The 22,761-nt window shown below is 42.6% G+C and carries 21 protein-coding genes; 5 read left to right on the forward strand and 16 right to left on the reverse strand.

What is annotated here, in order from left to right:
- Positions 1–55: 55 nt before the first annotated feature.
- From FC87_RS00210 to ezrA, 15 genes are all read right to left on the reverse strand, one after another.
- A complete protein-coding gene (locus FC87_RS00210; RefSeq protein WP_054690015.1) occupies positions 56–1,309 on the reverse strand; it encodes a competence/damage-inducible protein A in 1,254 nt (417 codons plus the stop codon).
- 15 nt (positions 1,310–1,324) lie between these two features.
- Positions 1,325–1,906, reverse strand: a complete 582-nt coding sequence (gene pgsA / locus FC87_RS00215; RefSeq protein ID WP_054690012.1) for a CDP-diacylglycerol--glycerol-3-phosphate 3-phosphatidyltransferase — start codon at positions 1,904–1,906, stop codon at positions 1,325–1,327.
- Between the two features lie 62 nt (positions 1,907–1,968).
- Positions 1,969–2,862, reverse strand: a complete 894-nt coding sequence (locus FC87_RS00220) for a helix-turn-helix domain-containing protein (protein WP_054690010.1) — start codon at positions 2,860–2,862, stop codon at positions 1,969–1,971.
- Positions 2,863–2,925: 63 nt separating this feature from the next.
- A complete protein-coding gene (gene yfmH, locus FC87_RS00225; protein ID WP_056961274.1) occupies positions 2,926–4,215 on the reverse strand; it encodes an EF-P 5-aminopentanol modification-associated protein YfmH in 1,290 nt (429 codons plus the stop codon).
- The gene (gene yfmF, locus FC87_RS00230) at positions 4,208–5,470 is read right to left on the reverse strand and encodes an EF-P 5-aminopentanol modification-associated protein YfmF (protein WP_056961276.1); all 1,263 of its coding nucleotides are present in this window, start codon (positions 5,468–5,470) and stop codon (positions 4,208–4,210) included. The genes yfmH and yfmF overlap by 8 nt, the downstream gene beginning before the upstream one ends.
- 57 nt (positions 5,471–5,527) lie before the next feature.
- Positions 5,528–6,325 carry a septum site-determining protein MinD gene (minD, locus tag FC87_RS00235; protein ID WP_009166545.1) on the reverse strand — a complete coding sequence of 266 codons (798 nt, stop codon included), beginning with the start codon at positions 6,323–6,325 and terminating at the stop codon, positions 5,528–5,530.
- A 2-nt stretch (positions 6,326–6,327) separates the two neighbouring features.
- On the reverse strand, positions 6,328–7,005 hold the full coding sequence (locus FC87_RS00240; protein WP_009166544.1) for a septum site-determining protein MinC: 678 nt from the start codon (positions 7,003–7,005) through the stop codon (positions 6,328–6,330).
- A gap of 5 nt (positions 7,006–7,010) precedes the next feature.
- Entirely contained in the window at positions 7,011–7,541 is a 531-nt protein-coding gene (mreD, locus tag FC87_RS00245) for a rod shape-determining protein MreD (protein ID WP_009166543.1), read from the reverse strand.
- 12 nt (positions 7,542–7,553) lie between these two features.
- Positions 7,554–8,399, reverse strand: a complete 846-nt coding sequence (mreC, locus tag FC87_RS00250) for a rod shape-determining protein MreC (protein WP_009166542.1) — start codon at positions 8,397–8,399, stop codon at positions 7,554–7,556.
- A gap of 60 nt (positions 8,400–8,459) precedes the next feature.
- A complete protein-coding gene (locus tag FC87_RS00255; RefSeq protein WP_035422537.1) occupies positions 8,460–9,464 on the reverse strand; it encodes a rod shape-determining protein in 1,005 nt (334 codons plus the stop codon).
- A 118-nt stretch (positions 9,465–9,582) separates the two neighbouring features.
- Positions 9,583–10,872 carry a bifunctional folylpolyglutamate synthase/dihydrofolate synthase gene (locus FC87_RS00260; RefSeq protein WP_056961278.1) on the reverse strand — a complete coding sequence of 430 codons (1,290 nt, stop codon included), beginning with the start codon at positions 10,870–10,872 and terminating at the stop codon, positions 9,583–9,585.
- A gap of 70 nt (positions 10,873–10,942) precedes the next feature.
- The gene (locus FC87_RS00265; RefSeq protein WP_056961279.1) at positions 10,943–13,606 is read right to left on the reverse strand and encodes a valine--tRNA ligase; all 2,664 of its coding nucleotides are present in this window, start codon (positions 13,604–13,606) and stop codon (positions 10,943–10,945) included.
- 284 nt (positions 13,607–13,890) lie between these two features.
- Positions 13,891–15,114 carry a tRNA uracil 4-sulfurtransferase ThiI gene (gene thiI / locus FC87_RS00270; protein ID WP_009166537.1) on the reverse strand — a complete coding sequence of 408 codons (1,224 nt, stop codon included), beginning with the start codon at positions 15,112–15,114 and terminating at the stop codon, positions 13,891–13,893.
- 22 nt (positions 15,115–15,136) lie between these two features.
- Positions 15,137–16,282: a cysteine desulfurase family protein gene (locus FC87_RS00275; RefSeq protein ID WP_054689980.1), complete on the reverse strand. Its 1,146-nt coding sequence runs from the start codon at positions 16,280–16,282 to the stop codon at positions 15,137–15,139.
- Positions 16,283–16,328: 46 nt separating this feature from the next.
- On the reverse strand, positions 16,329–18,044 hold the full coding sequence (gene ezrA, locus FC87_RS00280) for a septation ring formation regulator EzrA (RefSeq protein ID WP_054689977.1): 1,716 nt from the start codon (positions 18,042–18,044) through the stop codon (positions 16,329–16,331).
- A gap of 326 nt (positions 18,045–18,370) precedes the next feature.
- Here ezrA and rpsD point away from each other — a divergent pair, with 326 nt between their 5' ends.
- From rpsD to FC87_RS00305, 5 genes are all read left to right on the forward strand, one after another.
- Positions 18,371–18,976, forward strand: coding sequence for a 30S ribosomal protein S4 (gene rpsD, locus FC87_RS00285; RefSeq protein ID WP_054689974.1), 606 nt, complete (start codon positions 18,371–18,373; stop codon positions 18,974–18,976).
- A 95-nt stretch (positions 18,977–19,071) separates the two neighbouring features.
- Positions 19,072–19,524, forward strand: coding sequence for a YueI family protein (locus FC87_RS00290; protein WP_009166533.1), 453 nt, complete (start codon positions 19,072–19,074; stop codon positions 19,522–19,524).
- A 12-nt stretch (positions 19,525–19,536) separates the two neighbouring features.
- Entirely contained in the window at positions 19,537–20,811 is a 1,275-nt protein-coding gene (locus tag FC87_RS00295) for a replication-associated recombination protein A (protein WP_056961281.1), read from the forward strand.
- A 4-nt stretch (positions 20,812–20,815) separates the two neighbouring features.
- Complete coding sequence (locus FC87_RS00300) at positions 20,816–21,103, forward strand: hypothetical protein (RefSeq protein ID WP_009166531.1); 288 nt, start codon at positions 20,816–20,818, stop codon at positions 21,101–21,103.
- 61 nt (positions 21,104–21,164) lie between these two features.
- A complete protein-coding gene (locus FC87_RS00305; RefSeq protein ID WP_056961283.1) occupies positions 21,165–21,653 on the forward strand; it encodes a universal stress protein in 489 nt (162 codons plus the stop codon).
- 43 nt (positions 21,654–21,696) lie between these two features.
- Here FC87_RS00305 and FC87_RS00310 read toward each other — a convergent pair whose 3' ends face one another.
- The gene (locus FC87_RS00310; protein WP_009166529.1) at positions 21,697–22,587 is read right to left on the reverse strand and encodes a helix-turn-helix transcriptional regulator; all 891 of its coding nucleotides are present in this window, start codon (positions 22,585–22,587) and stop codon (positions 21,697–21,699) included.
- Positions 22,588–22,761 lie beyond the last annotated feature (174 nt).

A 22,761-nucleotide genomic window follows, 5' to 3' on the forward strand; every position in this document is an offset into this window, starting at 1 on the left:
TCTTAATTTTAAGGTTAAAACCCAAGCATGTCAACTAACTGGGGAGATGAAAAAATTATTTATTAGAAATGTCTTTTAAATAGTCATAAATTAGTTTTAAGCCAACTTTGACCGCATAATCACGAACTTCGTTCCGCGGCTTTGGATAAGTAACTGCTTTTGTAACTACCTTGCCAGTTGGCAGTGCTAATCCAACCCAAAAAAAGCCGGCTGGATGCCCCTCAAGCGCTGCTGGACCCGCTACGCCTGTAAAGCTAAGTGCTAAATCAGTCTGTAACACCCGTTGGGCTCCCAATGCCATGGCAATGGCAGTTGGTTCAGATACCACGCCGTTTTTAGCAATGATGTCTGAAGCAACCCCAACTAAAGCTTCCTTAGCCCGTGGTGCATATGTCACAAACCCACCTGGAAAAACATCAGAAGCATGTGAAATTCCGGTTAGTTGACTTTGAAATAAGCCACCCGTTAAGGATTCTGCTGCCGTGACTGTCAACTGGTGCTGCCGTAGACCTGCGACTACTACCGCTGGCAATGAATTTTGATCACCAAATCCATAGAAGTAGGAGCCAGCAAGATCTAAAACTTGCTGAGACAGAGTTTGTAACATCGCATCAACTTGATCAGGATCGCTACCAGTTGCCGTCAGTCGTAGTGTAACCTCATTTTGTTTAGCATAGGCCGCCAAGGTGGGGTTGGTTTGCGCTTGGATTAAAACCTGTAAACGGTCTTCAAGGGCGGGTTCGCCAATTCCAAAAAAGCGCATTACCTTAGACTTAATTAAACGCTGGGAACCGTTTAATTGAGCTAATGCCGTTTGAGCATAATTAGTAACCATCGGCTGTAACTCAGCTGGCGGCCCGGGTAAGACTAAATAAGCTGTTTTCTTGGTTTCTTTCAGCATCCCCACCGCAAACCCTTGGTCATTTGGAAAAACCTGTGAACCTGCTAAATACTGCGCCATTCGATCAGCATCATGTGGTTTTTCTTTAGTACTTTCCTGGTAAAAATGATTGATTTTATCCTGAGCTACCTGATCAGTTACCAACTGACAATTTAGCTCAGTTGCCATCACTTGTTTCGTCAAATCATCAGCAGTTGGACCCAGTCCTCCAATTAAAATTACCAAGTCACTGCGCTGGGAAGCCTGATTAATCACTTGCTGTAGCCGAGTAGGATTATCACCTACGGTGGTTTCAAAATACAAATCAATTCCAAGTTCGGCACAAAGCCGCGCTAAAAATTGACTATTGGTATCGATAATCTGCCCTAATAGTAGTTCTGTTCCTACACTAATCATTTCTGCTTTCATTGCTAACCCTTCTCGCTAAAATGAATCAGCAAACACCGATCGGTTTTTAACAAAGTAATCAATCCCAGAGTAGATTGCCGCAATTAAAGCAATGTATAAGCAAATCGTCCCCGCCGGAACTCCAATATTATTAAAGATCACATTGTTTAACAGTAAGATAACGACCGCAATCATTTCAAAAAAAGTTTTTATCTTTCCTGGCCAAGCTGCTGCCACCACTTGACCGTTATTTTCAACAATAATTAAGCGTAATCCGGTAACGGCCAGCTCGCGACAAACAATCACAGCGGCAATCCAAGCAGGTACACGATTAGTCGTCGGACCAATCAACATAATTAGTGCCGTTAAAACCAACAGCTTATCAGCCAGTGGGTCAGCAAACTTGCCGAAATTAGTGATTAAATGTTGACGTCGGGCAATCTGCCCGTCTAAAAAGTCAGTGAGTGCTGCCACAATAAAAACAATTGCAGCTAATCCTTGATTAATTGGTAACCGTGTCCCTGCTATTACTACACTTCCCATCTGCAATAACATTAAAAGCAAAAAGACCGGAATTAAAACCATCCGAAAAACGGTTAATTTATTCGGTAAATTCATTTGGGCTTCCTCCACTTCAGAAAAAATAACAATCCGATTCCATCAGATTGTTATTCAATTAATTATTTATTAAAATTAAGATTCATTACTCGTTTTGTAGCATCAGTTCCCGCTGCAGGGCTTGGCAAAACAATCTGCTGATCATTTAATTTAATCGATGAAACTGGGGCGTTATCCATGGAGATGTTTACCGTCTTCGTTTTGATTGGTAACTCAACATTATGTCCAGCATTTGGTGCTAAATTCCCCTGAAAAGCTTGTTTTCCATCAACCATCACCGTGGCGGTCGTTGGTTGCGAAGCCGCTAATTCTAACTCGGATGACTTATTATTAACTTGCACATTAAAATCACTCGTGCTATTTGGTACTAAAGTAACTTTTGTATCGGCATTAGTTGCCTTCGCAACCTTCTGGGGTCGCTGTTTCTTTTTTTGGTTATCGTTTGTAACCTTCACCTTTGAATTTGAAGGAATCGAATTACTATTTTCTTGTCGAGTTTGCCCAACTGCCACCCACACAATTCCAACGACAAGTATGATGATGATTACTACCCCAACTAGGGGTAGGTAATGGCGACGCTGCTGTTGATTTTTTTGATCTTTTAACGCAGCCGGCTTAACCCTTGACGCAGTTGAACTACCTCCGTGTTGCTCTGTTTCAGGTCGTGGCGGGGTCACTCGTTCATCAACTCGAACCGGAGCTTGTTCGGTTGATTGATAACGATTAACTAACTCATCACCAGAAAGTCCAACTGCATTGGCAAATTGGCGTACAAACGCCCGGACATAAAACTTCCCAGGTAAGGCCTCTAAATCGTCGTTTTCCATTGCAACTAGATATTTCTTTTGAATTTTCGTTTGTTTTTGTACATCGTCAATTGATAGGTTTGCTTTAGTACGAGCTGCTTTTAATTCAGCTCCAACACTGACTTGTGCTTGTTGCTTATCTTCAGCCATCCAAAAACCTCCGCCTCTTATTTATTATCAGTATAACATATCAATCAGAGGCAAAAAAATAATCTAAGCAATAATTGTTTGTGAAGTTTGCGCATTTGCAAAAAATTCTTGAGCACTTGTAATCATTTCGGCAAAAGAAAGTTCACCAATCAAGCGGGTTTCGTCATAGATGTTTAAATATCCATCAGTAAAACTTCCTAATTGGTTAGCAAGCGCCGCCACAGAATCCATCTGCGTTAGCTGCTCTCCAAAAGCTTCTCGTTTTAATAACGCAAATTCTTTTGTCAATAGCTCTGGATGCTGGAGTGCTCGCTGCAATACTTTGGTTAACTCTTTAACTACCACCTGGGGTTGATTAGTATCTGCAGCTAACCATACAAATTGATAGTCTGGTTCGATTACAAATTGATAATCGAAGGTATCATCGATTACCCCAGTTTGATAAAGCTGCTGATAAATCGCACTATCCTCAGAAAAAACGGCATCTAAAAAGAAATTGAGCTTTAAATCTTGGCGAACTAGTTCAGGTTTAGCAAGCTTGGGCTGACGCCCACGAAATCCAAGGGCCACCTTTTGCCGCTGAAGTTTCATGGTGAATTTCTGTTTGGCCAACGTTGTTCCGCTAGCAAATTCCGCTCGTCTAGCTTGCCGTAACTGCTGGTTTTGGTGTTGGTCAATCACTGGATTTTCAGCTCTGTGCACGGCAAAAGGCGCTAATTCTAGCTTATTTTCAGCAAAATCACCCACAATGGTTAACTGCAGATTGCGCGGTTGATAGTACTGCGCATACGTCTGATATAACAACGCGGGCGTTAATTTTTGGATTGAAGCGGAAGTTCCAGCAATATCATCACTTAAAGCCGTCTCTGGATAAAGTCCGGCAATCGTTTCAAAGTATAGCCGTGAATTAGGATCATCCTGATACATTAAAATTTCTTGGGTAATAATTCCTTGTTCCTTAGCAACCTTGCCTTCATCAAAATAAGGATTCAAGGTCAGATCAGCCAAAATGGCCAGGTTTTCGTTAATGGCTGACGTAGCAGAAAACAAATAGCTCGTTTGCGAAAAACTAGTAAAGGCATTATTGTCAGCCCCTGATTCTGCAAAACGGTTTCCCACATCGTACTGCTGTTTGTCGAATAATTTATGTTCAATGAAATGAGCTAGTCCGGCTGGCACCCGTTTCAGTCCATCATCGCTATTAATCCAGCGATCAGCAGCTCCAAAATTGGCCGTGACCATGGCATAAGTCGTAGCAAAGCCCGGCTTATTATTTAAAATTACCGTCAGCCCATTAGTCAGAGTTTTTCTAACCACCGTGGTGTTAAATTCTGGATAAAAATGGCTAACCATGTCCCTCACCCCTTAAGAAATAGACGGTCTGCAAGGTTACTTTTTGGGCAACAGCCGCAATTGCAGCCTTATCAACCTGTTTGATTTCGCTTTCAAAATCAGAAGTAGTTTGCTTCGTTGCTAATAAACTCTGTAAAAATAGGCGATTCGCCAACACTCGTTTACTATCATCACCACTCTGTCGTTCTGCCAACAAATTTTGTTGCGCCTGCTGTAATAATTCTTCGGGATAGTTCCCCGTTTTAAGTCGCTCGACCTGTTCTTCGATTAATTGGCGGACTTCAGCGACATGCTCAGCATCAATTCCGCTTTCAACTAACAAAACTTGCTGTAAAACCTGAAATTGACTATTGATATAATAAGCCCGACTGGCTCGCTCACGAACCTCTCGAAACAAAAGTGCTGAAGACGAGCCCCCGAGTAACATGCTAGCAACCAACGCTGCTCGATAGTCGAAATCTCCGACTTGAACTGGGAATGCAAACGCTAAATCCAACTGTGACTGCTCTTGTTTGGCAGTTTCCGTTTGTTCTACCACCTTTGTAATTGTTCGAGCTGCGTAGGGATGCATAACTGGTTGGGCATGATCCAAAAAAGCAAATTGCTGCCGTAACTGGCGTTGTTGCGAAATAGTCAGTGGTCCGACAATTGAAACATAACTGGCATCCCGTTGGCGCATTTGTTGATAGGCTGTCATGACCGTTATACTCGTCTGAGCGGCTAGTTCAGCCGGAGTTCCCGTAATTAAGTGCGCTTGCCCCGTAGTAGCTCCATAGTAGAGCTGTAACAAACGATATTTCGCATACAAACGTTTTTGATCAGTCAGGGTCGCTACTTCAGCAGCTAAGTTTTGACGGTGTAGGCGAATCAAAGGGGCGGGAAAAGTACTGTGGTCTAAAAGCGGCTCCGTAATATCAGTTTGTAAAAAAGCGATTGCTTGGTTTAAGCTATCAATTTTTTGTGGTAAATAAGCGTCATTTGCCACCACAAAATAACATCGAATTACTGCCAGTGCTCCCATTTTTAAAACGGACACGCCGAACTGCGCTCCAAATAACTCCGCCAAATGCCGAGCTACCTTAAGCTTTGAATCATAAATAGCCGTATAATTATCCAGCATTTCGGCCAAAACAGCCCGGGGCGCTAATTCTCCAACTGCCAGCGGGGCAACCAAATCAACCATGATGGTTATATTTTTAAATTTTGGGATATTTTTAAAGGCAAGATGCGTAGTCAAGGTTTGCGGGGATTCCATAAAAACCTCCATTAAAAAATTCCTCGGAAAAATCCAAAGGAATCAAAGTAACAATTATTATTTAAAAATCTGTTTGATCCGCGTCCACAGGCCAGCATGACTTTCCTTAATTTGCATTAACGGAACCGTCTCACCAACCAGCCGACGAGCAATATTTCGATAACCCTGAGAAGCTTGGTTATTGGGATCCAACACAATTGGTTCTCCATGGTTGGAAGTTGCAATTACGCTATCATCATCAATCACAATCCCCAGCAGTTCGACGCCCAAATGATGAGTAATTTCATCAATATCCATTACATCTCCGCTCGTCATCATATTTGGACGAATCCGGTTAATAATTAACTTGGGCGCTTCTTGAAGGGGATGCTTTTCTAACAGACCAACGATTCGATCCGCATCACGAACAGCTGAAATCTCGGGGGTGGTCACGATAATCGCACTATCTGCTCCCGCTACCGAGTTCAAGAATCCTTGTTCAATTCCAGCTGGACAATCAATTAACACAAAGTCAAATTTTGGCTTCAATTCTGCCACAATTTCTTTGACCTGTTCTTCGGATAAGGCTGTTTTATCAGTATTTTGCGCTGCCGGTAATAAATAGAGATTGTCATCAAAGCGTTTATCTTTAACTAGTGCTTTAAATAAAGGCACTTGTTCGTTGGCAACATCCACAATATCATACATAATCCGGTTATCTAGCCCTAATACGACGTCTAGGTTACGTAGTCCAATATCCAAATCCATCAAACAGACTTTTTTACCCATCAATGCCAGCGCTGTACCAACGTTTGCTGAAGTTGTGGTTTTACCAACCCCGCCCTTACCGGAAGTAATTACAATTGCTTCACCCATTATTAAATTCCTCCAATGCGACTAAAGAATTTGGGACTAATTTCTTTAATATGATTTAAATTGCTATAAGCAATATTGTGCAAATCACTAACATAAATAACCGTTTGCTCATCTGTCGCCACAGCGGTTGCCTCATCAGCCAAGATTTCAATTTGCTCGCCAATTCGCACCTGTTGGGCATCTTGGAACCGACCAATCAACAGCTTGCTTTCATCAACCGGAAAACCGGCCTGCACAATCCCCTCAACTTTTCCCATATTAAAGAGATTACCGTTAGTAATCAGCTTACCACCTTGATGAATGTGACCCAAAAATAAGACATCGCCCTTAATTCGCAAATCTTGGCCATTTCGGATGGTTTGATCAATGATTGTTACCCGATTTTCATCACGAAGATGGTAGGCCTCATCGTTTAACATTACGTTAGCAGTAAACTGATTGATTATAAAATCACCATGCTGTTGTACTAAGTCGCGTAGAGCCTGCTTTTGGTCAGCTGAAAGCGCCCGATTACCAGTTAGAATATCAAAAACTACTTGTTGCCCCGGCTTAAAATCGTTTGCTTGTGACAATTGTTGTAGGAGTTCATCCAGCTCTGCTTTGGCCACCTTAAAATCGGCCTCATCGTTAATCGTCACCTGAAAACCCGTTTGTGTTCCCTTCAATACAACACTTTTCATTGGTTCTAACTCCTATTATTAATGAATTCAAACAATCTTTTGATTGGATAATACAGCACTAAAAAGAGGATCAGATTTAAGCCGAGCGTCGGCCCAAAGGCAAAAGCCATAAAATGAATCCCAGAAAAATAAACTAGATGACCAATGCGACCACCTGCATATCCCAATAGTAACACAATGATGATATCGATTAGATAAATCATCGTAGCACCAATCAAATTTTCATCAACATAGACCAACAACAACCGTGTTACATAAACTACCAAAGGGAAAATAAACATGTAAATTCCGATAACCCCAATAAAGTAGGAATCATACCAAGCTCCCATCAAAAAAGCCGCCCAGTATAACATGCGAGCGTGTTGACTACCCCAAAACAAAGTTCCGTCAATCAACCACAGTAACGTTAAGTAGGGAACCATTGGGAACGTTCCCGCTAAACTGGACGAAAACAGTTTCATAATGATTCCTTCCAAAAAGAAGGCGAGGATCAAACCGCTTGGAAATAACAGTTGTTGCCTAATCTGCTTCTTCATTTACTATCCCTCTTATTTCTTTTCAATCACGGTAACAGCGGTAATGGTTTTCGTGTCAGCGGCTGGTTTAATATTAATCTGGGAAGCAGTCCCGCCAGCTGTTCCAGAAACACTGGTAACTTTTCCAACGTAGAGTCCCTTTGGAGTAATTCCTCCCAAGCCACTCGTCATAACCGGGGTTCCTTTTTTAATCTTGTCGTTAGCGGTCAGATTCCCCATTTCCAACTCGCTGTTCGCATTGTTGTAACCGGAAATCAGCCCGTTAATGGTCTGCTTTTCGCCAGCTACCTGAACAGCAAACCGACTTGCGTCATCACCACTATCGGTAATTAATTCAACTTTACTGTTTGTAGCATTTACTTCACTAATCCGACCAACTAACCCTTGATCAACTACTACTGACATGTTTTTCTTCACTCCAGCTAGTGAACCCTTATTAATGATTAACTGCTGTTGCCAATTTGAAGGAGTCCGATTAAGCACTGTTGCGTTAATTTTATTGTAATCGGTTAGTGTGGCATTTAATTTTAATTGCTTTTTTAACTGTTGATTTTCACTTTTTAAAGCTTGATTCTGAACTTCTGTAGAATTTAGTCGATGCACCCGTGATTTTAAATAATTATTTTCCTGATAGGTATTCAATAAATCTCTAACGGAGGAAAAGAAGCCTCCCACTCCATTAGCAGGCACACTCAACACGGTATTACCAAACCCAGCAACGTCATTGCTAACTCGCTGAATCAACGTTGGTCGCGCCCGTCTAGAGCGCATTGCGGCCGTCGCACTAATTAATCCAATACTCAACACCAAGCAAATTACTAAAATAACTAGGTTCCGGCTCGAAAAAAACTTACGCATAAGCATCCCCTGACAATCGATAATAAAACAAATAAGCGGGGATCCCCCGCCTATTTAAAACTATTTTTTCTGCATTACTTCAATGCTCTTGAGCGATTCACCAGTTCCTTTAGCAACACAGTCTAACGGGTCTTGCGCTACCGTCACCGGCACTTGCGTCTCATCTGAAATAATATCAGCTAGATTTTGGATCAACGCACCGCCGCCAGTCAGAACGATTCCATGATCAACCACATCAGCTGAAATTTCTGGAGAGGTAGATTCCAAAGTTTCTTTAATTGTCGTAATAATTTCTTGTAGATCGTCATGAATTGCAGCAGCAACTGCTTCAGCAGAGACCTCTGCTGCTCGTGGTAAGCCGGTCAATAGATCACGACCTCGCACAGTTTCATTACCCAGCTTTTTAGCGGCGTCCATTGAAGCTGAACCGATCTTAACTTTTAATTTTTCAGCCGTTGGCGTTCCGATTAATAGATTGTAATTTTTACGAATGTAAGAAACAATCGAATCATCTAATTTATCTCCGGCCATTCGCACCGAGCGAGAAGAAACAATGCCACCTAACGAGATGGTAGCTACATCGGTCGTCCCTCCGCCAATATCAACAACCATGCTTCCGGTCGGATCCATGACGGGCAGTCCGGCACCGATCGCAGCGGCAAACGGTTCTTCAATCACATAAGCATCACGAGCCCCAGCTACTCGGGTGGCATCAATTACCGCCCGTTTTTCCACCGTTGTGATCCCACTGGGAACACAAACCATTACATATGGCTTGCTTCCACGTCCCCCGAGTGCTTTTTCAATGTAGTACTTCAACATGGCCACGGTAGTATCGTAATCGGCGATTACTCCGTCACGCATAGGTCGAATTACGTCAATGCTGGCAGGTGCTCTGCCAATCATTGCTTCTGCTTCATCACCAACTGCAACGATCTCATCACTGTGATTGTTCCGAGCAACAACCGATGGCTCCCGCAAGACGATTCCCTTGCCGTCCACATATACCAGTGTATTGGCAGTCCCCAAGTCAATCCCGATATTTTTAGTCCCTAATCCAAACAAAGCTTTCATCCCTTTATCTTTAATTATTAAATTTCATATGATTAATTTCAGTATACCATATTGCTATTGATTATGTTTATCACGCTAGGTTGTTTTTCAGTCGCCAGATCAGCGGTCTTTACCCCAAAAACCAGGTTCGTACTTGAGAAATAAAATGCAGTGAGCCGGTTACTAAGACCACGCAATCACGACGATGATCAGCATTAACCAGGGCTAATTTAAGGGCTGCCTGCCAGTTGGCCTGATACGTTATCCCATGCTGAGATTTAAGTGGAGCCGTGGCCCGCTCGGTATCCGTCAAATTAGTAACGGTAATATGAACCGCTGGCAATTTTTGAACCACTTCCAACATTTTACTAGCTTCTTTGTCAGCATATGCCGAAAAAACTACTTCATAGCTTTGGTAATTAAATTGCTGTACAGCTTGAATAACCCGCTTGATTGCCGGCACATTATGAGCACCGTCAATCAGGACTGGCGGATCAGTTTGTACCAATTCAAGCCTTCCACCCCAGCGCACTTTTGGAACTTCTTGATAAATCAAAGCAGCAGCCTGTGCTCGCTCTAACCATTGATATTGTTCATTCAATACCCAAAAAGCCTGGATAGCCATCCCTGTATCTTCCATTTCAAAATCGCCTAACATCTTAGTGTCAAGCTCGCTTAAACAGACGGAGCGGTTCTGAAATCGAAACTGATGTAACCCTAGGGGCTGAACCAAAAAATCACGTTGCGCAAAAAACAACCGACTCCGACAACTTGTCGCTTGCTTAATAATCGGCGCAAGCGCTGCTTGGGGAAGCTGACCACAAACCGTTGGAACGTTGGGACGAATCATCCCAGCCTTGTTGGCAGCAATCGTCTCCAGGTGCTGGCCAAGTAAGTTCATATGATCTTTTCCAATCGTTGTAATCATCGTCAAGATTGCTTGATCAGCGACATTTGTCGAATCCGAACGACCACCAATCCCAGCTTCAACCACGGCTACATCAACCCGCTGCTCAGCAAAATATTCATACATCAGCGCCGTAATCACTTCAAACTCAGTGGGTATCAAGGTTTGCTCAGTCTGTTCGGTTTCGTCAATCATTGGCTTGATTTTTTGCACCAGTGTTACCAGTTGGTCATCACGAATCGGTTGCCCATTTAAAACAATTCGTTCGTTAAATCGATGTAAAAAAGGAGAGGTATACATACCCACCCGCAACGAAACTGCTGCCAGTAAGCGGGATAAATAGGCCGTCGCTGAACCTTTCCCATTAGTACCCACGACGTGGACAGTCCGAACATTATGTTCTGGATGTCCCAGTTGCGCTAGCAAGTGTTCAATCCGCCGCTGACTGCTGTCTTTTTGTAATCGCGGACGCCCATGAATATAAGCAAGCGCTGCTTGGTAATCATTAATCATGAGCAAATCCTCCTGATACTAAAAATAAGCCTAGCAACTTTCTGCTAGGCTTATTGTAATGGTCTGTCGACTAGTTCGCAATGGCAGCCTTAATCTTAGCTAACCGTTGCTCAGCAGCCACCAATTTATTTTGATTGATGGTCTGTTTTTGACGTTCCTCCGCCACAAGATCTGCCGGCGCATTCTCGACAAAATGCTGATTGCCCAATTTTCGTTTGGAGCGCTGCACTTCGGCTGTAAATTCAGCAACTTCCTTTTGCATCCGCGTAGCTTCTTCCTTTAAATCTACCAGTTCAGCTAGCGGAATACTAATTTCTGCATCAGTAACCACGGCAGTCATTGCTAAGTCTGGCACCGTTACCTGATCTGCAATGACTAACTTTTGAGGGTGACCGAAGCGATCCAAATACTCACGATTTGTTTGTAAAACCTCACGTAACTTAGCATTATCAGTTTTAATCAAAATGTCAACGGGACGCTTCAGTGGGGCATTGGCCTCAGCACGAATGTTTCTAATCGCTTTAATGACCTCAATCAAGTGTTCCATATCATCCTCAGCTGTTTGATTAACAAATCGTTGCTGCTGATCTGGATAAGCAGCTACCACCAATGAACGACCGGTGTGGGGCATACTTAACCAGATTTTTTCTGTGACAAAAGGCATCACTGGATGTAACAAACGCAACGTTTGATCCAAAATATAAGCCAGCAGATTTCTAGTATTTTGCTTAGCTTGTTCATCGTCACCAGTCAACGTTTCCTTGCTCATCTCGATATACCAATCACAAAAATCATTCCAAATGAAATCGTAAAGAGCTCGGTTCGCCTCACCAAAATTAAATTTATCGTAATTGGTTATAACTAATCCAATTACTCGGTTAAGTCGTGCTAAAATCCAACGATCCGCAAGATTCCAATCTGATGCAGCTGGGAGCTGTGGTTGTTGCAAATCTCCGAGATTCATAATCACATAACGACTGGCATTCCAGATTTTATTGACAAATTTCCACGAAGCATCCATCTTATCGTAACTAAACCGCTCGTCTTGACCAGGCGTAGTTCCTGTCGACAACGACCAACGCAAGGCGTCCGCTCCGTACTTTTCAATTACATCCATCGGATCGATCCCATTACCAAGGGACTTACTCATTTTGCGTCCCTGTTCATCACGAATCAACCCATGCAGTAACACATTCTTAAATGGTCGCTTTCCTGTAAAATGAAGACTTTGAAAAATCATCCGAGAAACCCAGAAGAACACGATGTCATAACCGGTAACCATCGTTTCTGTGGGGAAATACCGTTCAAAATCAGAACTGCTATCAGGCCAGCCTAGGGTCGTAAACGGCCAGAGTGCTGATGAAAACCACGTATCTAAAACATCGGGATCTTGCTCCCAATTTTCTGGATCATCGGGGGCCTGTTCCCCCACATAAATTTCGTGCGTTTTCTTATGATACCAAGCCGGGATCCGATGTCCCCACCAGAGTTGTCTGGAAATAACCCAATCATGCACGTTTTCCATCCATTGATTAAAAACGTTTTCAAAACGCTCTGGAACAAAGTTTACTGCATCATCCGTCTTTTGATTAGCAAGTGCTGCCTCCGCTAACGGCTTCATTTTAACGAACCATTGCGTTGAAAGTCGTGCTTCAACTTGAACTCCCGTTCGTTCAGAATGCCCCACCGAATGAACCAACGGATCAACGGATAATAGCACATGAGCAGCTTGCAAGTCAGCAACAATCGCTTTTCGGGCAGCAAACCGTTCCATCCCTTCATATTTTCCAGCAGCTTCATTCAAAGTTGCATCTGGATTCATGGTGTTAATTTCTGCGAGTTGATGACGTTTTCCAACTTTAAAGTCATTTGGATCATGGGCTGGCGTAATTTTAACCATTCCTGTACCAAATTCAGGATCAACATAGTGATCTGCAATAATCGGAATCTTCCGATTGACTAGTGGCACCATTACTTCCTTGCCCACCAACTCTTGATACCGGGAGTCACTTGGATTAACTGCAACAGCAGTATCACCAAACATTGTCTCTGGTCGCGTGGTAGCAATCTCAATGTAGGGTTTGCCGTTAAAAGTAGTTCCATCTGTAAATGGATATTTCACATGGTAAAAGGCCCCTTGGTCATCTTGATGTAACACTTCAATATCTGATAACGCGGTTTGAGCCTGTGGATCCCAATTAATAATATATTTGGCGCGATAAATCAGCCCCTGATTGTATAACGTAACAAAAACTTTGCGAACTGCTGCGGAAACTTGCTCATCCAAGGTAAAGGTCTCTCGTTGGTAGTCCAGCGATAATCCTAATTTAGCCCACTGCTCATGAATCGTTTGTGCAAATTTATCCTTCCATGCCCAAACTTGTTTAATGAAGTCAGTCCGCCCGAGATCATACCGAGAGATCCCCTGCTCATGTAACATTGCTTCCACCTTTGCTTGGGTGGCAATTCCAGCATGATCCATTCCTGGAATCCAGAGGGTGTCATAACCTTCCATCCGTTTTTGCCGAATCAACATGTCCTGCAAAGTCGTATCCCAAGCGTGACCTAAGTGCAGTTTGCCGGTTACATTAGGGGGTGGCAACACAATTGAATATGGTTTGGCTGCTGGATTACCACTTGGTTTAAAAACGTCTTCATCAAGCCAATGCTGATACATCCCCGCTTCAACTGTTTGGGGATCAAACTTAGTTGCCATCTCATCTGGTTTTGTCATTTCATTCACCTCGTAAAAAATAAAAAGCATTCTTCCTAAGAATAGGACGAATGCTCGCGGTACCACCTAAATTGGATTATCAGCTAATCCCAACTCTAGTTCGAATAACGGTCGAAACCCGGTCAAAGCAAAACGATTGTTTGACAGCTCCCAAGTAACCAGTTTCAGACTGAAATCAGGGTCTCTCACCATCACCCTTTCGCTAAAAATCAACCAGTCAACCCTCTTGATCAAAGCCATTAATCTGTTCTAAATATACGCAAATTAACGTTCAGTGTCAACTACTATAAGAGTTCTGCAAAAACATCCTGTTCACCATTCAAATAGTCATCACCCACGTTGATTTTTTTGATTTCAATCCCAGCTAACGCCTCAGAAAGCAGTCCATCAAGATCTAACCGTTGCTCATATTCCAAAGTCTTAGTTAAATCTGGCTTGGTTTTGGGGGCTGGTGGCGTGAAAATTGTACAACAGTCTTCAAATGGAAGAATGGATAAATCATACGTATCGATTGTTCGAGCAATTTTTATGATTTCTGTTTTATCTAACGACAGCAATGGTCGCAACACTGGTAGATTAGTAACCTCATTAATTACCCGCATGCTCTCAATCGTTTGAGAAGCAACTTGTCCTAGTGACTCACCAGTAAAAACTGCATTACAATGGCGATCAATTGTAATAGCTGCTGCTAGCTTTAACATTAACCGTCTTTGAATGGTCATCAGATACCCGGCTGGAACTGCTTTTTTAACCTCTTCTTGAATTTTCGTAAATGGTACTTGAATAAAATCAATGGTCCCACCAAATTCGGCTAGTTTGACTGTTAAATCTTTAGCTTTAGCTAGTGCTTGGGGACTGGTATACGGCGGGCTATAGAAATGAATCATATCAATCTTAACGCCCCGCTTCATGGCCATATATGCCGCAACGGGAGAGTCGATGCCACCAGACATCATCATGGTGCCCCGCCCACCAGTTCCAACTGGCAATCCTAGCGCTCCAGCAATGGTTTGACAAGATAAGTAAACTCCATTTAAACGAATTTCGATTCGTACAGTAATATCTGGATCGTGCAAATCAACCTTTAATCCGGAAATCTGATCGGTTAGGTAGCCGCCGACCCCATCGTCGACCCCATAGGTATTTAGTGGGTATTTTTTATTTTGCCGAATCGTAGCAACCTTAAATGTTTTCCCAGGTTTAAATTCTGCTTGCACCAACTCCAATGCCGTTTGTTGAATTTGCGCTAAAGAAGCATTCGCAGTTAGCTTTACCACTGGTGAAAATGTTTCAATTCCAAAAATTTTGCTTACGGCTTGCATAACTGGTTTAACCGGTTCATCATGCAAAATAATGTGCATACGGTCACGCCGTGGTTGGATTTCTAGAGTAGGGAAGCTTCGCAAAACTAGGTGTGTATTTTTACCCAGCTGCCGAATAAAGTCACGCCGATTTTTTCCCTTCGTCGATAATTCACCGTAGCGAACCATGATCTCACTGTATTTCAAATCAATTCTTCCTTTCTTTTAGTTAACTTAATGCTGCGAACCGCTGGTACAATCCATCAAAGACTCGATTAAATTGGTGGGCTTCTTCCAGTTCATTTTGATCACTTAGAGAGATCCGAACGGCACCGTTAATCACATCCGGATCCAAATGCATTGCTGCTAAGGTAGTGGAAGGAAGACCTTTTTTCGAAGAACAAGCGCTAGTGGTTGAGAGATAAATACCTTGTTCTTCTAAGGCGTGTACAACCGTTTCTCCCTTAACTCCGCGAATCGCAAAACACAAGATGTGTGGTGCAAATTCATCTGACAAACCAGAAATCAAAACCACTTTAGAAAAGGTTTGCAGGTGGCGGTAAATGCACGTCCGAATTGCTTGTTGTTGTGTTACTTTAACAGCTTCATTCGTTTTTAACAATCGAACCGCCTTGGATAATGCCGCAATTGCTGGCAAATTTTCTGTGCCACTGCGCTGCCCCATTTCTTGACCACCACCATCAAGTAATGGTACGAGAGTCCGTCCATTCCGAGCATAGATAAAGCCAACCCCTCGTGGCGCATGAAACTTATGTCCGGAAAAGGTGGCGAAATCAAGGCGATCATTAAAGACCACCTGATCCAGTTGCTTGCCTAGCGCTTGAACGGCATCCACATGAAAATGAACTTTAGGATACTGCTGTAAAATTTTAGCAACGCTTAGTAGCGGTTGTACAGCCCCCATCTCATTATTAACCGCCATAATTGAAACTAAAATCGTGTCAGAACGAAGCGCTGCTTGCAAATCAGCTGGTCGAATCCGACCGGTTTTATCAACCGGAAGGTAGGTTACTTCAAACCCGAACTGCTCTAATCGGTGCATTGATTCTAAAACTGCTGCATGTTCGACCTGGGTTGTAATGATATGACGCCCAAAGGAAGCTTTTGCTAACGCCGTTCCCTTAATAATCCAGTTATCTCCCTCCGTACCGCCACTGGTAAAATACACTTGACCTGCATGTAGGTGTAACTGATCAAAAATCTGAGCCCGAGCCTGTTGCAACAATTGATGAGCTTGTTCACCAAAATCATGTAAACTAGAAGGATTTCCCCAAATCTTTTCACTAACTTGCTGATAAGTTTGAAGAACTGCGGGAGCAATTTTGGTGGTAGCACTATTATCAAAATAAATCATATTTTCCTCACTTCAAAACGAAACCAGGCTAATCAGCCTGGCTTGCTTAACTATTGGTGGTCGTTGGCTTGTTGCGATAATAATTGTTTTCTAAGCGCCGGTAAGCTCCCGGTTCTACTTTATCAAGTGCACTTACCATCGTTGCTAAACTATCGCGATAACGATAATTAATTTCAAACAAGTGCTTAGCTTGCTTGAGAGCCTCTGCAATGTCTGGTTGGCTAGTAGCGTAGCGATTAGCATACTGCATGACCTGTTCTGCTAATCGGGCTTGGTCGAGTAAATCATCGGTCTTTTCTTGTAAACTGTCCCGATCCTTACGAATTTGTTGAAGTTGTTTACCAACATCGTCCATGCTGAGCTTAGCCTGCTTCATTGTTTGTTCTAACTGCTGTAATTCATCACTAACCATCGTAAAATAATCAATATAATCATCTGGAATCCCCGGAAGATTATAATTTTCAATGCGCCGGTGAATCCCATGTAAATCATTAGTCAAATGATCTAATGCCAGTTGCGCATCTCGTTCTTCTTGGCTCAAGTCCGCAATGGAATCATTCACGGCAATTTGTTGTTTTTCAATCTGTGTGAGCTCCTGTTGTGCCTGCTCCAACCGATTTGAAATTTGCGAATAGATCGCCTGCTTTTCAGCGATTGCTTGCAAATCCTGCTGGTGCTGATCACTAATTGCTTGCAACTGCTGTGCAAACTTTTGTGCAGCTGCTTGTTCCCCATGCTCTAAAGTGTAATTATGACTAAGTTTATCCAGTTCTGCTACCAACAGCTGGTTTTGATTTTGAGCATGATCAATAAAATCGGTCAGTACTGGTGACTTCTGATCAACTATTTGTTTGGCATCCAACTCAACACTCAAACGATCGTACAGACTATTAATTGCATTTTCAAGCTCATCATCCTGATCTTTAATCACTTCAAGATCCACGTGCTTGATATTCTCATTGTTTTCTGCAATCAACTGTCGGAGTGATTGGATGGTTGCCAAAAAATCATCATCCACAAAGGCAAATCCAGCTTGCTTCATTTGCTGATAAGTATCAGAAATCTCTGCTAGTTGCTTGGGAAACTGGTCGTGATTGAGCTGATACAACGCCGGCAACTGCTTAACAAGCTCTTCTAGCTCACTTGTCTCCGTTTCCAACGTGTTAAGTTTGGGCTCAGCCTCCTCCTGTTCACCATCCCGAGCTAATTGGGAAAAATCAGAAAAGGCTGTTTCCAGCTGCGATAGTTTACCCTCCAGTGCATCAATGGCCGGACCAAACGCAGCATTTTTAGTTAATAACTCTTTGCGAAGCTTTTGATAGCGTTGCTCTAAATCAGATACCGCTTGGCGGTGCTTTTCGTGAATTGCTTCTATCTGCGTAACCGTGGCCTGAATCTCGTCTAATTCATGAGCTGCCTGCTCCAAGTCGCCACGAACTAGCTCCAAGTCATCACGCGTCTGCAAAATATTGAGACCACGCGTTGCCCGCTGTGTGCGAGCTAGCTCTTGTTTAATCTTAGGGAACTGTTTTTTTGATAGCTGTTCGTATCGGACCATCTCCTGTTGAACTTGTTGAGCGGCTGGACCGGTTAATCCCAGTTGCTGTCCATGATGAAGGGCGTGAACAACCGGTGACTTGCGCAACCGATTCAGTTCCCCTTCCATTGCCGTTACCTGCTTCAGAGAACGACGCTGATAGATCACAACTGCTAGGTAAATAATGACAATAATCACTAGAATCCCAATAATTACATTTAGCATGTTTTCCCAACCTTACTTAATAAAGATATTGAGTTACTACTTTAATGCCGATTATATCATAAATCCGCCGTCAACCAGCGGATAGTTTTAAATCAACTCGGTTTTTAAGCCCTTATTTGACTTTTATTGTTTGTAATTATAAAATTATAAATGTGTAAAATAATGCAGCAGTACATGGTAAGGTCGTCAACATGTCGTTGCTATCCAACCCGATAGTTTGATTAGTACCCACATCGGCTGCTGTGGTGAACATCCCAAGCGATATGCACGAATACTAAGTGTACATTGATTATTTTACTCCAAATTATTTATTGGAGGATTTTTTTATGTCTCGTTATACAGGTCCAAGCTGGAGAATTTCTCGGCGATTAGGTATCTCACTTTCAGGTACTGGAAAAGAATTACAACGTCGTCCTTATGCTCCTGGTGTTCATGGTCAAGGTCGGCGCCAAAACATTTCCGAATACGGTTTACAACTTCGGGAAAAGCAAAAGATGCGTTACATGTACGGTTTAACCGAACGGCAGTTTTACTCTCTATTCTTAACTGCTGGTAAGATTCGAGAAGGCCGACATGGTGATAACTTTGAGATTATGTTGGAACGGCGTTTAGATAACGTTGTCTATCGTTTGGGATTAGCAACTACTCGTCGTCAAGCACGACAGTTGGTAAACCACGGTCACATTACCGTCGATGGTCAACGAGTTGATATTCCTTCTTATGAAGTGAAGATTGGCCAAGTTATCGGCGTTCGAGAAAAATCCAAGACTCTTAACATCATCCAAGAAGCAGTTAAGGACGTTATTAGTCGCCCTGCCTTTGTTTCTTTCGATGCTGATAAGCTCGAAGGTTCATTGACTCGCTTCCCTCAGCCTGATGAACTTAACGCTAATATTGATACTTCGCTAGTGGTTGAATTCTACAACCGGTAAGTCGAACTCAGCAAAAAAGCGGCTCTCAATCGAGTCCGCTTTTTTTGTTGTTAATGATACAATTAAGAAAACCACCTCAAAGGAGCTTAATAATTATGGCAGACGCAGATGAAGTTCAAAATCGGTTAGAACAATCAATGAATGGGACAACTCCCAAAATCAATCCCGACGAGCAGCGAACCTATCTGGGAACTTTTCGAGAACGGGTTGCTCTCACAATTACAGTCAGTCAGATAACCAATCCCCAAGCCTTAGCCGCCGCTGAACAGGTAATTAATGATCATCCAGACTATGTCATGCTCATCAATGGAAACCTTTCCCCTGAGCAGCAATCCCCCTACCTGAAATTAGCAACAACGCATAACGTTAAATTCACCCTCAAAACTGATCAAATTTATGCAATTGCTCCTGATAAAAATGCAATTGTAATTGCTGCAGATCATGCCATTAATCTAGCTGAAGTTGCCTTTAAAGCTTCCGCTACCACAACGGCTTCGGCGCAACCTGCTACCCATAAATCAATTTGGCAACGTTTATTTCATAAATAAGAAAGGACTTTTATGCAACAACCCCTTGCCTACCGCATGCGACCTAACAAGATAGAAGAAATCGTCGGTCAAAAAGACTTAGTGGCGCCTGGTAAAATTATTAATCGGATGGTCACCGCTAAATTACTGTCTTCCATGATTTTGTATGGACCACCTGGAACGGGAAAAACTAGTATTGCTAGTGCCATTGCCGGTTCATCAAAGTATGCCTTTCGCATCTTAAATGCTGCCACTGACACTAAAAAAGATCTACAGATCGTTGCTGAAGAGGCAAAACTCAGTGGTACGGTGGTTTTAATGCTTGATGAAATTCATCGATTAGATAAAGCGAAGCAAGATTTTTTATTACCCTTATTAGAAAGCGGTCAAATCATCTTGATTGGCGCAACGACTGAAAATCCCTACATCAATATTAGTCCCGCCATTCGTTCCCGTACTCAAATTTTTCAAGTTCATCCGCTTGAAAGCCACGACATTGAAACAGCAGTCATGCGCGCCCTCCACGATAAGGAAAAAGGGCTTGGTCAAGAACCGATCCAGTTAGATCAAGCGGCTCTAAATTTTTTGACTCACAGTACTAACGGCGATCTCCGTAGCGCTCTAAATGCCCTTGAATTAGCGGCTAAATCAACCCCTAAAACAAACACTGGAAAAATTCATCTGCAATTGGCAGATATCGAAGCTTGCCTACAGAAAAAAGCCCTAACCCAAGATAAAAATGGAGATGCTCACTATAATGTTTTGTCAGCTCTTCAAAAATCAATTCGCGGCTCCGATGTCAATGCTGCTTTACATTATGCCGCTCGGTTATTAGAGTCTGGCGACATCAACTCCCTTACTAGACGGCTGTTAGTGATCGCATATGAAGATATTGGTCTGGCCAATCCCGCTGCGGCTGCAAGGACCGTCTCAGCAGTTACCACCTGTGATCGGATTGGATTACCAGAAGCTCGGATTCCAATTGCAGACACCATTATTGAACTCTGCTTGTCACCAAAATCAAACTCTGGGATCCAAGCGATTCAAGCAGCCACCGAGCGCATTAAGCATGGGGACTACGGTGAGATTCCCGCTCATCTGCGAGACACGCACTTTCAGGGCGCTAAGCAGTTGGGACATGTCGGTTATCAATATCCCCATGATTTTCCAAACGACTGGGTCGCCCAACAGTACCTACCTGACCGCATCAAAAACGATCAGTACTACAAACCAAAACAAAATGGTAAATTTGAACAAGCATTAGCGCTTCAATATCAAAAATTGCGAGCAGCTCAGCGAAAGGAATAGAGAGATGGCTTTAAATGCTCTTGTGTTTTTATTTTCATTTTTATTAGCCGCTAACGGCATCTTTTTTCTTACTCACCAAAACAAATCATTTTTATTATTCTATCCGCAGAACCAGCCAGCCCTCCAACAAATTTTAAAAATCAGTGGCAGTGCCCTCTTGCTGATTGCTGTCATTGGAATTTTGGCTGCCCTATTGCAGAGTACCAGTTTAACTCTCATTGTCTTGATCCTGGGCTGTATTGGTTGTGTGGTTCCGGAACTTTTAATTATTCAATTTATGAACAAAAAATAATTGTGGTAAAGCAACGAAATTTGCATTACACTGATGGTATTAAATAGTGAGGTGATTAATCATGTTACAAGAATACGCGAACATCTTGGTTCCTGTTGATGGTTCTTACGGCGCTGAAGCTGCTTTTGAAAAAGCCATCGCCGTGGCAAAACGTAACAATGCTCATTTACACATTGTCCATGCCATCGATACAAGAACTTTTCAGGATATTTCTAGTTTCGACACCGAAATTATCAACGATGTCACTAGCGAAAGCAAAGAACGTTTAGAAAAATATGTAAAAGAAGCCCATGCTGCTGGGATCCAGCAAGTTGATTATTCGATTGAGTATGGTGCTCCTAAAACGATTATCGCCAAGGATCTGCCTAAGCAAATGCAAACTGATCTCATTATGATTGGAGCAACTGGCTTGAATGCGGTTGCCCGCCTACTAGTCGGTTCGGTCACTGAGTATGTAACAAGAAATGCCCAGTGCGATGTACTCGTCGTCCGGACGACGATGAAGGGTGATTCCATTTCTGCCAAACAAGCTAGTAAAAAAGTCGAATAATTGTTAAAAATCCGCTTAGAAATCACTCTAAGCGGATTTTATTTTAACTTTCACAACAAAGCTTGGATAATTTACGCTGCAGGTGTTTTAGATTAACTGCTGTTGGTAAAAAATCAAGTCCCGCTGCCCTTGACAAATCAGTCTGAGCGCCTTGTTGCTGATCCAACAGCCGATGGCTCAACCCACTTAAATAGTAAAGCTCAGACAAGCCATAATCCGAGTATTGTTGCTGTAACAACTGGAGAGCTAACCGACATTCACGCTGTGCCAGTTGCGGTTCTTGTAGTTGCAGCGCAAACGCAACAATCGAAACCGACAACCGAATGCTATCAAATAATTCCTGTTGCGTTTTCAAACTGGTAAAACTGAGCTCTAAATATCGGCTTGCTTGCGTAATCGATCGGTGAGTTTGTTTGGAAAAACCCAGCCGCTGATAAGCAACTGTCATTCCAAAATGACTCCAGCCTAACAGCAGTTGATCAATAATCTTTTGCTGATTTTGTAGTACTTGACTAAAATTCATAGTTGCATCATCTAAAGATCCGTCAGTAAACAACTGGCAAAATCCTAGAGCGCACCAATAACGTGCTCGCAGTAAGGTCCCCTCTAAATTTTCAAATTTCAACTGGATTAACCGTCGTTGGGCTCGATGAAAACGATAGGTTAACAAGTCCAGCTCGATTTGATTTAGTTGCCGAACCCCATAATGATAATTTGTTTCCTTTTCTAACTCTTGCAGTTTGATTTGAAGCCGCTCCAATAAGACAGGCACAATCGTCCATTTATTAAAGCAGCCATTATTCTCAAGTGCACTGATTGTCGTCTGAGTACAAATCCCTTTTGCCAATTCTGCTTGTGACATGTGTAGTTCTTGGCGGTGTTGCCTGACTAATTTTCCTAAGCGCTGCAACACTGCTGGTGAGGGTAAAAGCACGATTTTTAATTCCTTTCTGCATAAATTAGCCAGATGGCAATAAAAGTTATAAAATTATAAATAATTTTTCCATCAAAAATTATGAAAGTAACTCAAACTAATGTCAATGTGTTTTGGTAAGTAAACCTGGCTATTGATAACTACGCCAAGCCTCTGGTCTTTGATGTAATTATT

It is taken from the genome of Fructilactobacillus florum DSM 22689 = JCM 16035, assembly GCF_001436645.1.
Taxonomy (GTDB): domain Bacteria; phylum Bacillota; class Bacilli; order Lactobacillales; family Lactobacillaceae; genus Fructilactobacillus; species Fructilactobacillus florum.

Coding starts and splice junctions, on each gene's coding strand:
- FC87_RS00265 (WP_056961279.1), bottom strand. CDS start 13,606: ATGACAAAACCAGATGAGATGGCAACTAAGTTTGATCCCCAAACAGTT.
- FC87_RS00240 (WP_009166544.1), bottom strand. CDS start 7,005: ATGAAAAGTGTTGTATTGAAGGGAACACAAACGGGTTTTCAGGTGACG.
- FC87_RS00300 (WP_009166531.1), top strand. CDS start 20,816: ATGGCTTTAAATGCTCTTGTGTTTTTATTTTCATTTTTATTAGCCGCT.
- FC87_RS00220 (WP_054690010.1), bottom strand. CDS start 2,862: ATGGCTGAAGATAAGCAACAAGCACAAGTCAGTGTTGGAGCTGAATTA.
- FC87_RS00295 (WP_056961281.1), top strand. CDS start 19,537: ATGCAACAACCCCTTGCCTACCGCATGCGACCTAACAAGATAGAAGAA.
- pgsA (WP_054690012.1), bottom strand. CDS start 1,906: ATGAATTTACCGAATAAATTAACCGTTTTTCGGATGGTTTTAATTCCG.
- yfmH (WP_056961274.1), bottom strand. CDS start 4,215: ATGGTTAGCCATTTTTATCCAGAATTTAACACCACGGTGGTTAGAAAA.
- mreD (WP_009166543.1), bottom strand. CDS start 7,541: ATGAAGAAGCAGATTAGGCAACAACTGTTATTTCCAAGCGGTTTGATC.
- mreC (WP_009166542.1), bottom strand. CDS start 8,399: ATGCGTAAGTTTTTTTCGAGCCGGAACCTAGTTATTTTAGTAATTTGC.
- rpsD (WP_054689974.1), top strand. CDS start 18,371: ATGTCTCGTTATACAGGTCCAAGCTGGAGAATTTCTCGGCGATTAGGT.
- FC87_RS00275 (WP_054689980.1), bottom strand. CDS start 16,282: ATGATTTATTTTGATAATAGTGCTACCACCAAAATTGCTCCCGCAGTT.
- yfmF (WP_056961276.1), bottom strand. CDS start 5,470: ATGGAATCCCCGCAAACCTTGACTACGCATCTTGCCTTTAAAAATATC.
- FC87_RS00290 (WP_009166533.1), top strand. CDS start 19,072: ATGGCAGACGCAGATGAAGTTCAAAATCGGTTAGAACAATCAATGAAT.
- FC87_RS00305 (WP_056961283.1), top strand. CDS start 21,165: ATGTTACAAGAATACGCGAACATCTTGGTTCCTGTTGATGGTTCTTAC.
- FC87_RS00210 (WP_054690015.1), bottom strand. CDS start 1,309: ATGAAAGCAGAAATGATTAGTGTAGGAACAGAACTACTATTAGGGCAG.
- FC87_RS00260 (WP_056961278.1), bottom strand. CDS start 10,872: ATGATTAATGATTACCAAGCAGCGCTTGCTTATATTCATGGGCGTCCG.
- ezrA (WP_054689977.1), bottom strand. CDS start 18,044: ATGCTAAATGTAATTATTGGGATTCTAGTGATTATTGTCATTATTTAC.
- minD (WP_009166545.1), bottom strand. CDS start 6,325: ATGGGTGAAGCAATTGTAATTACTTCCGGTAAGGGCGGGGTTGGTAAA.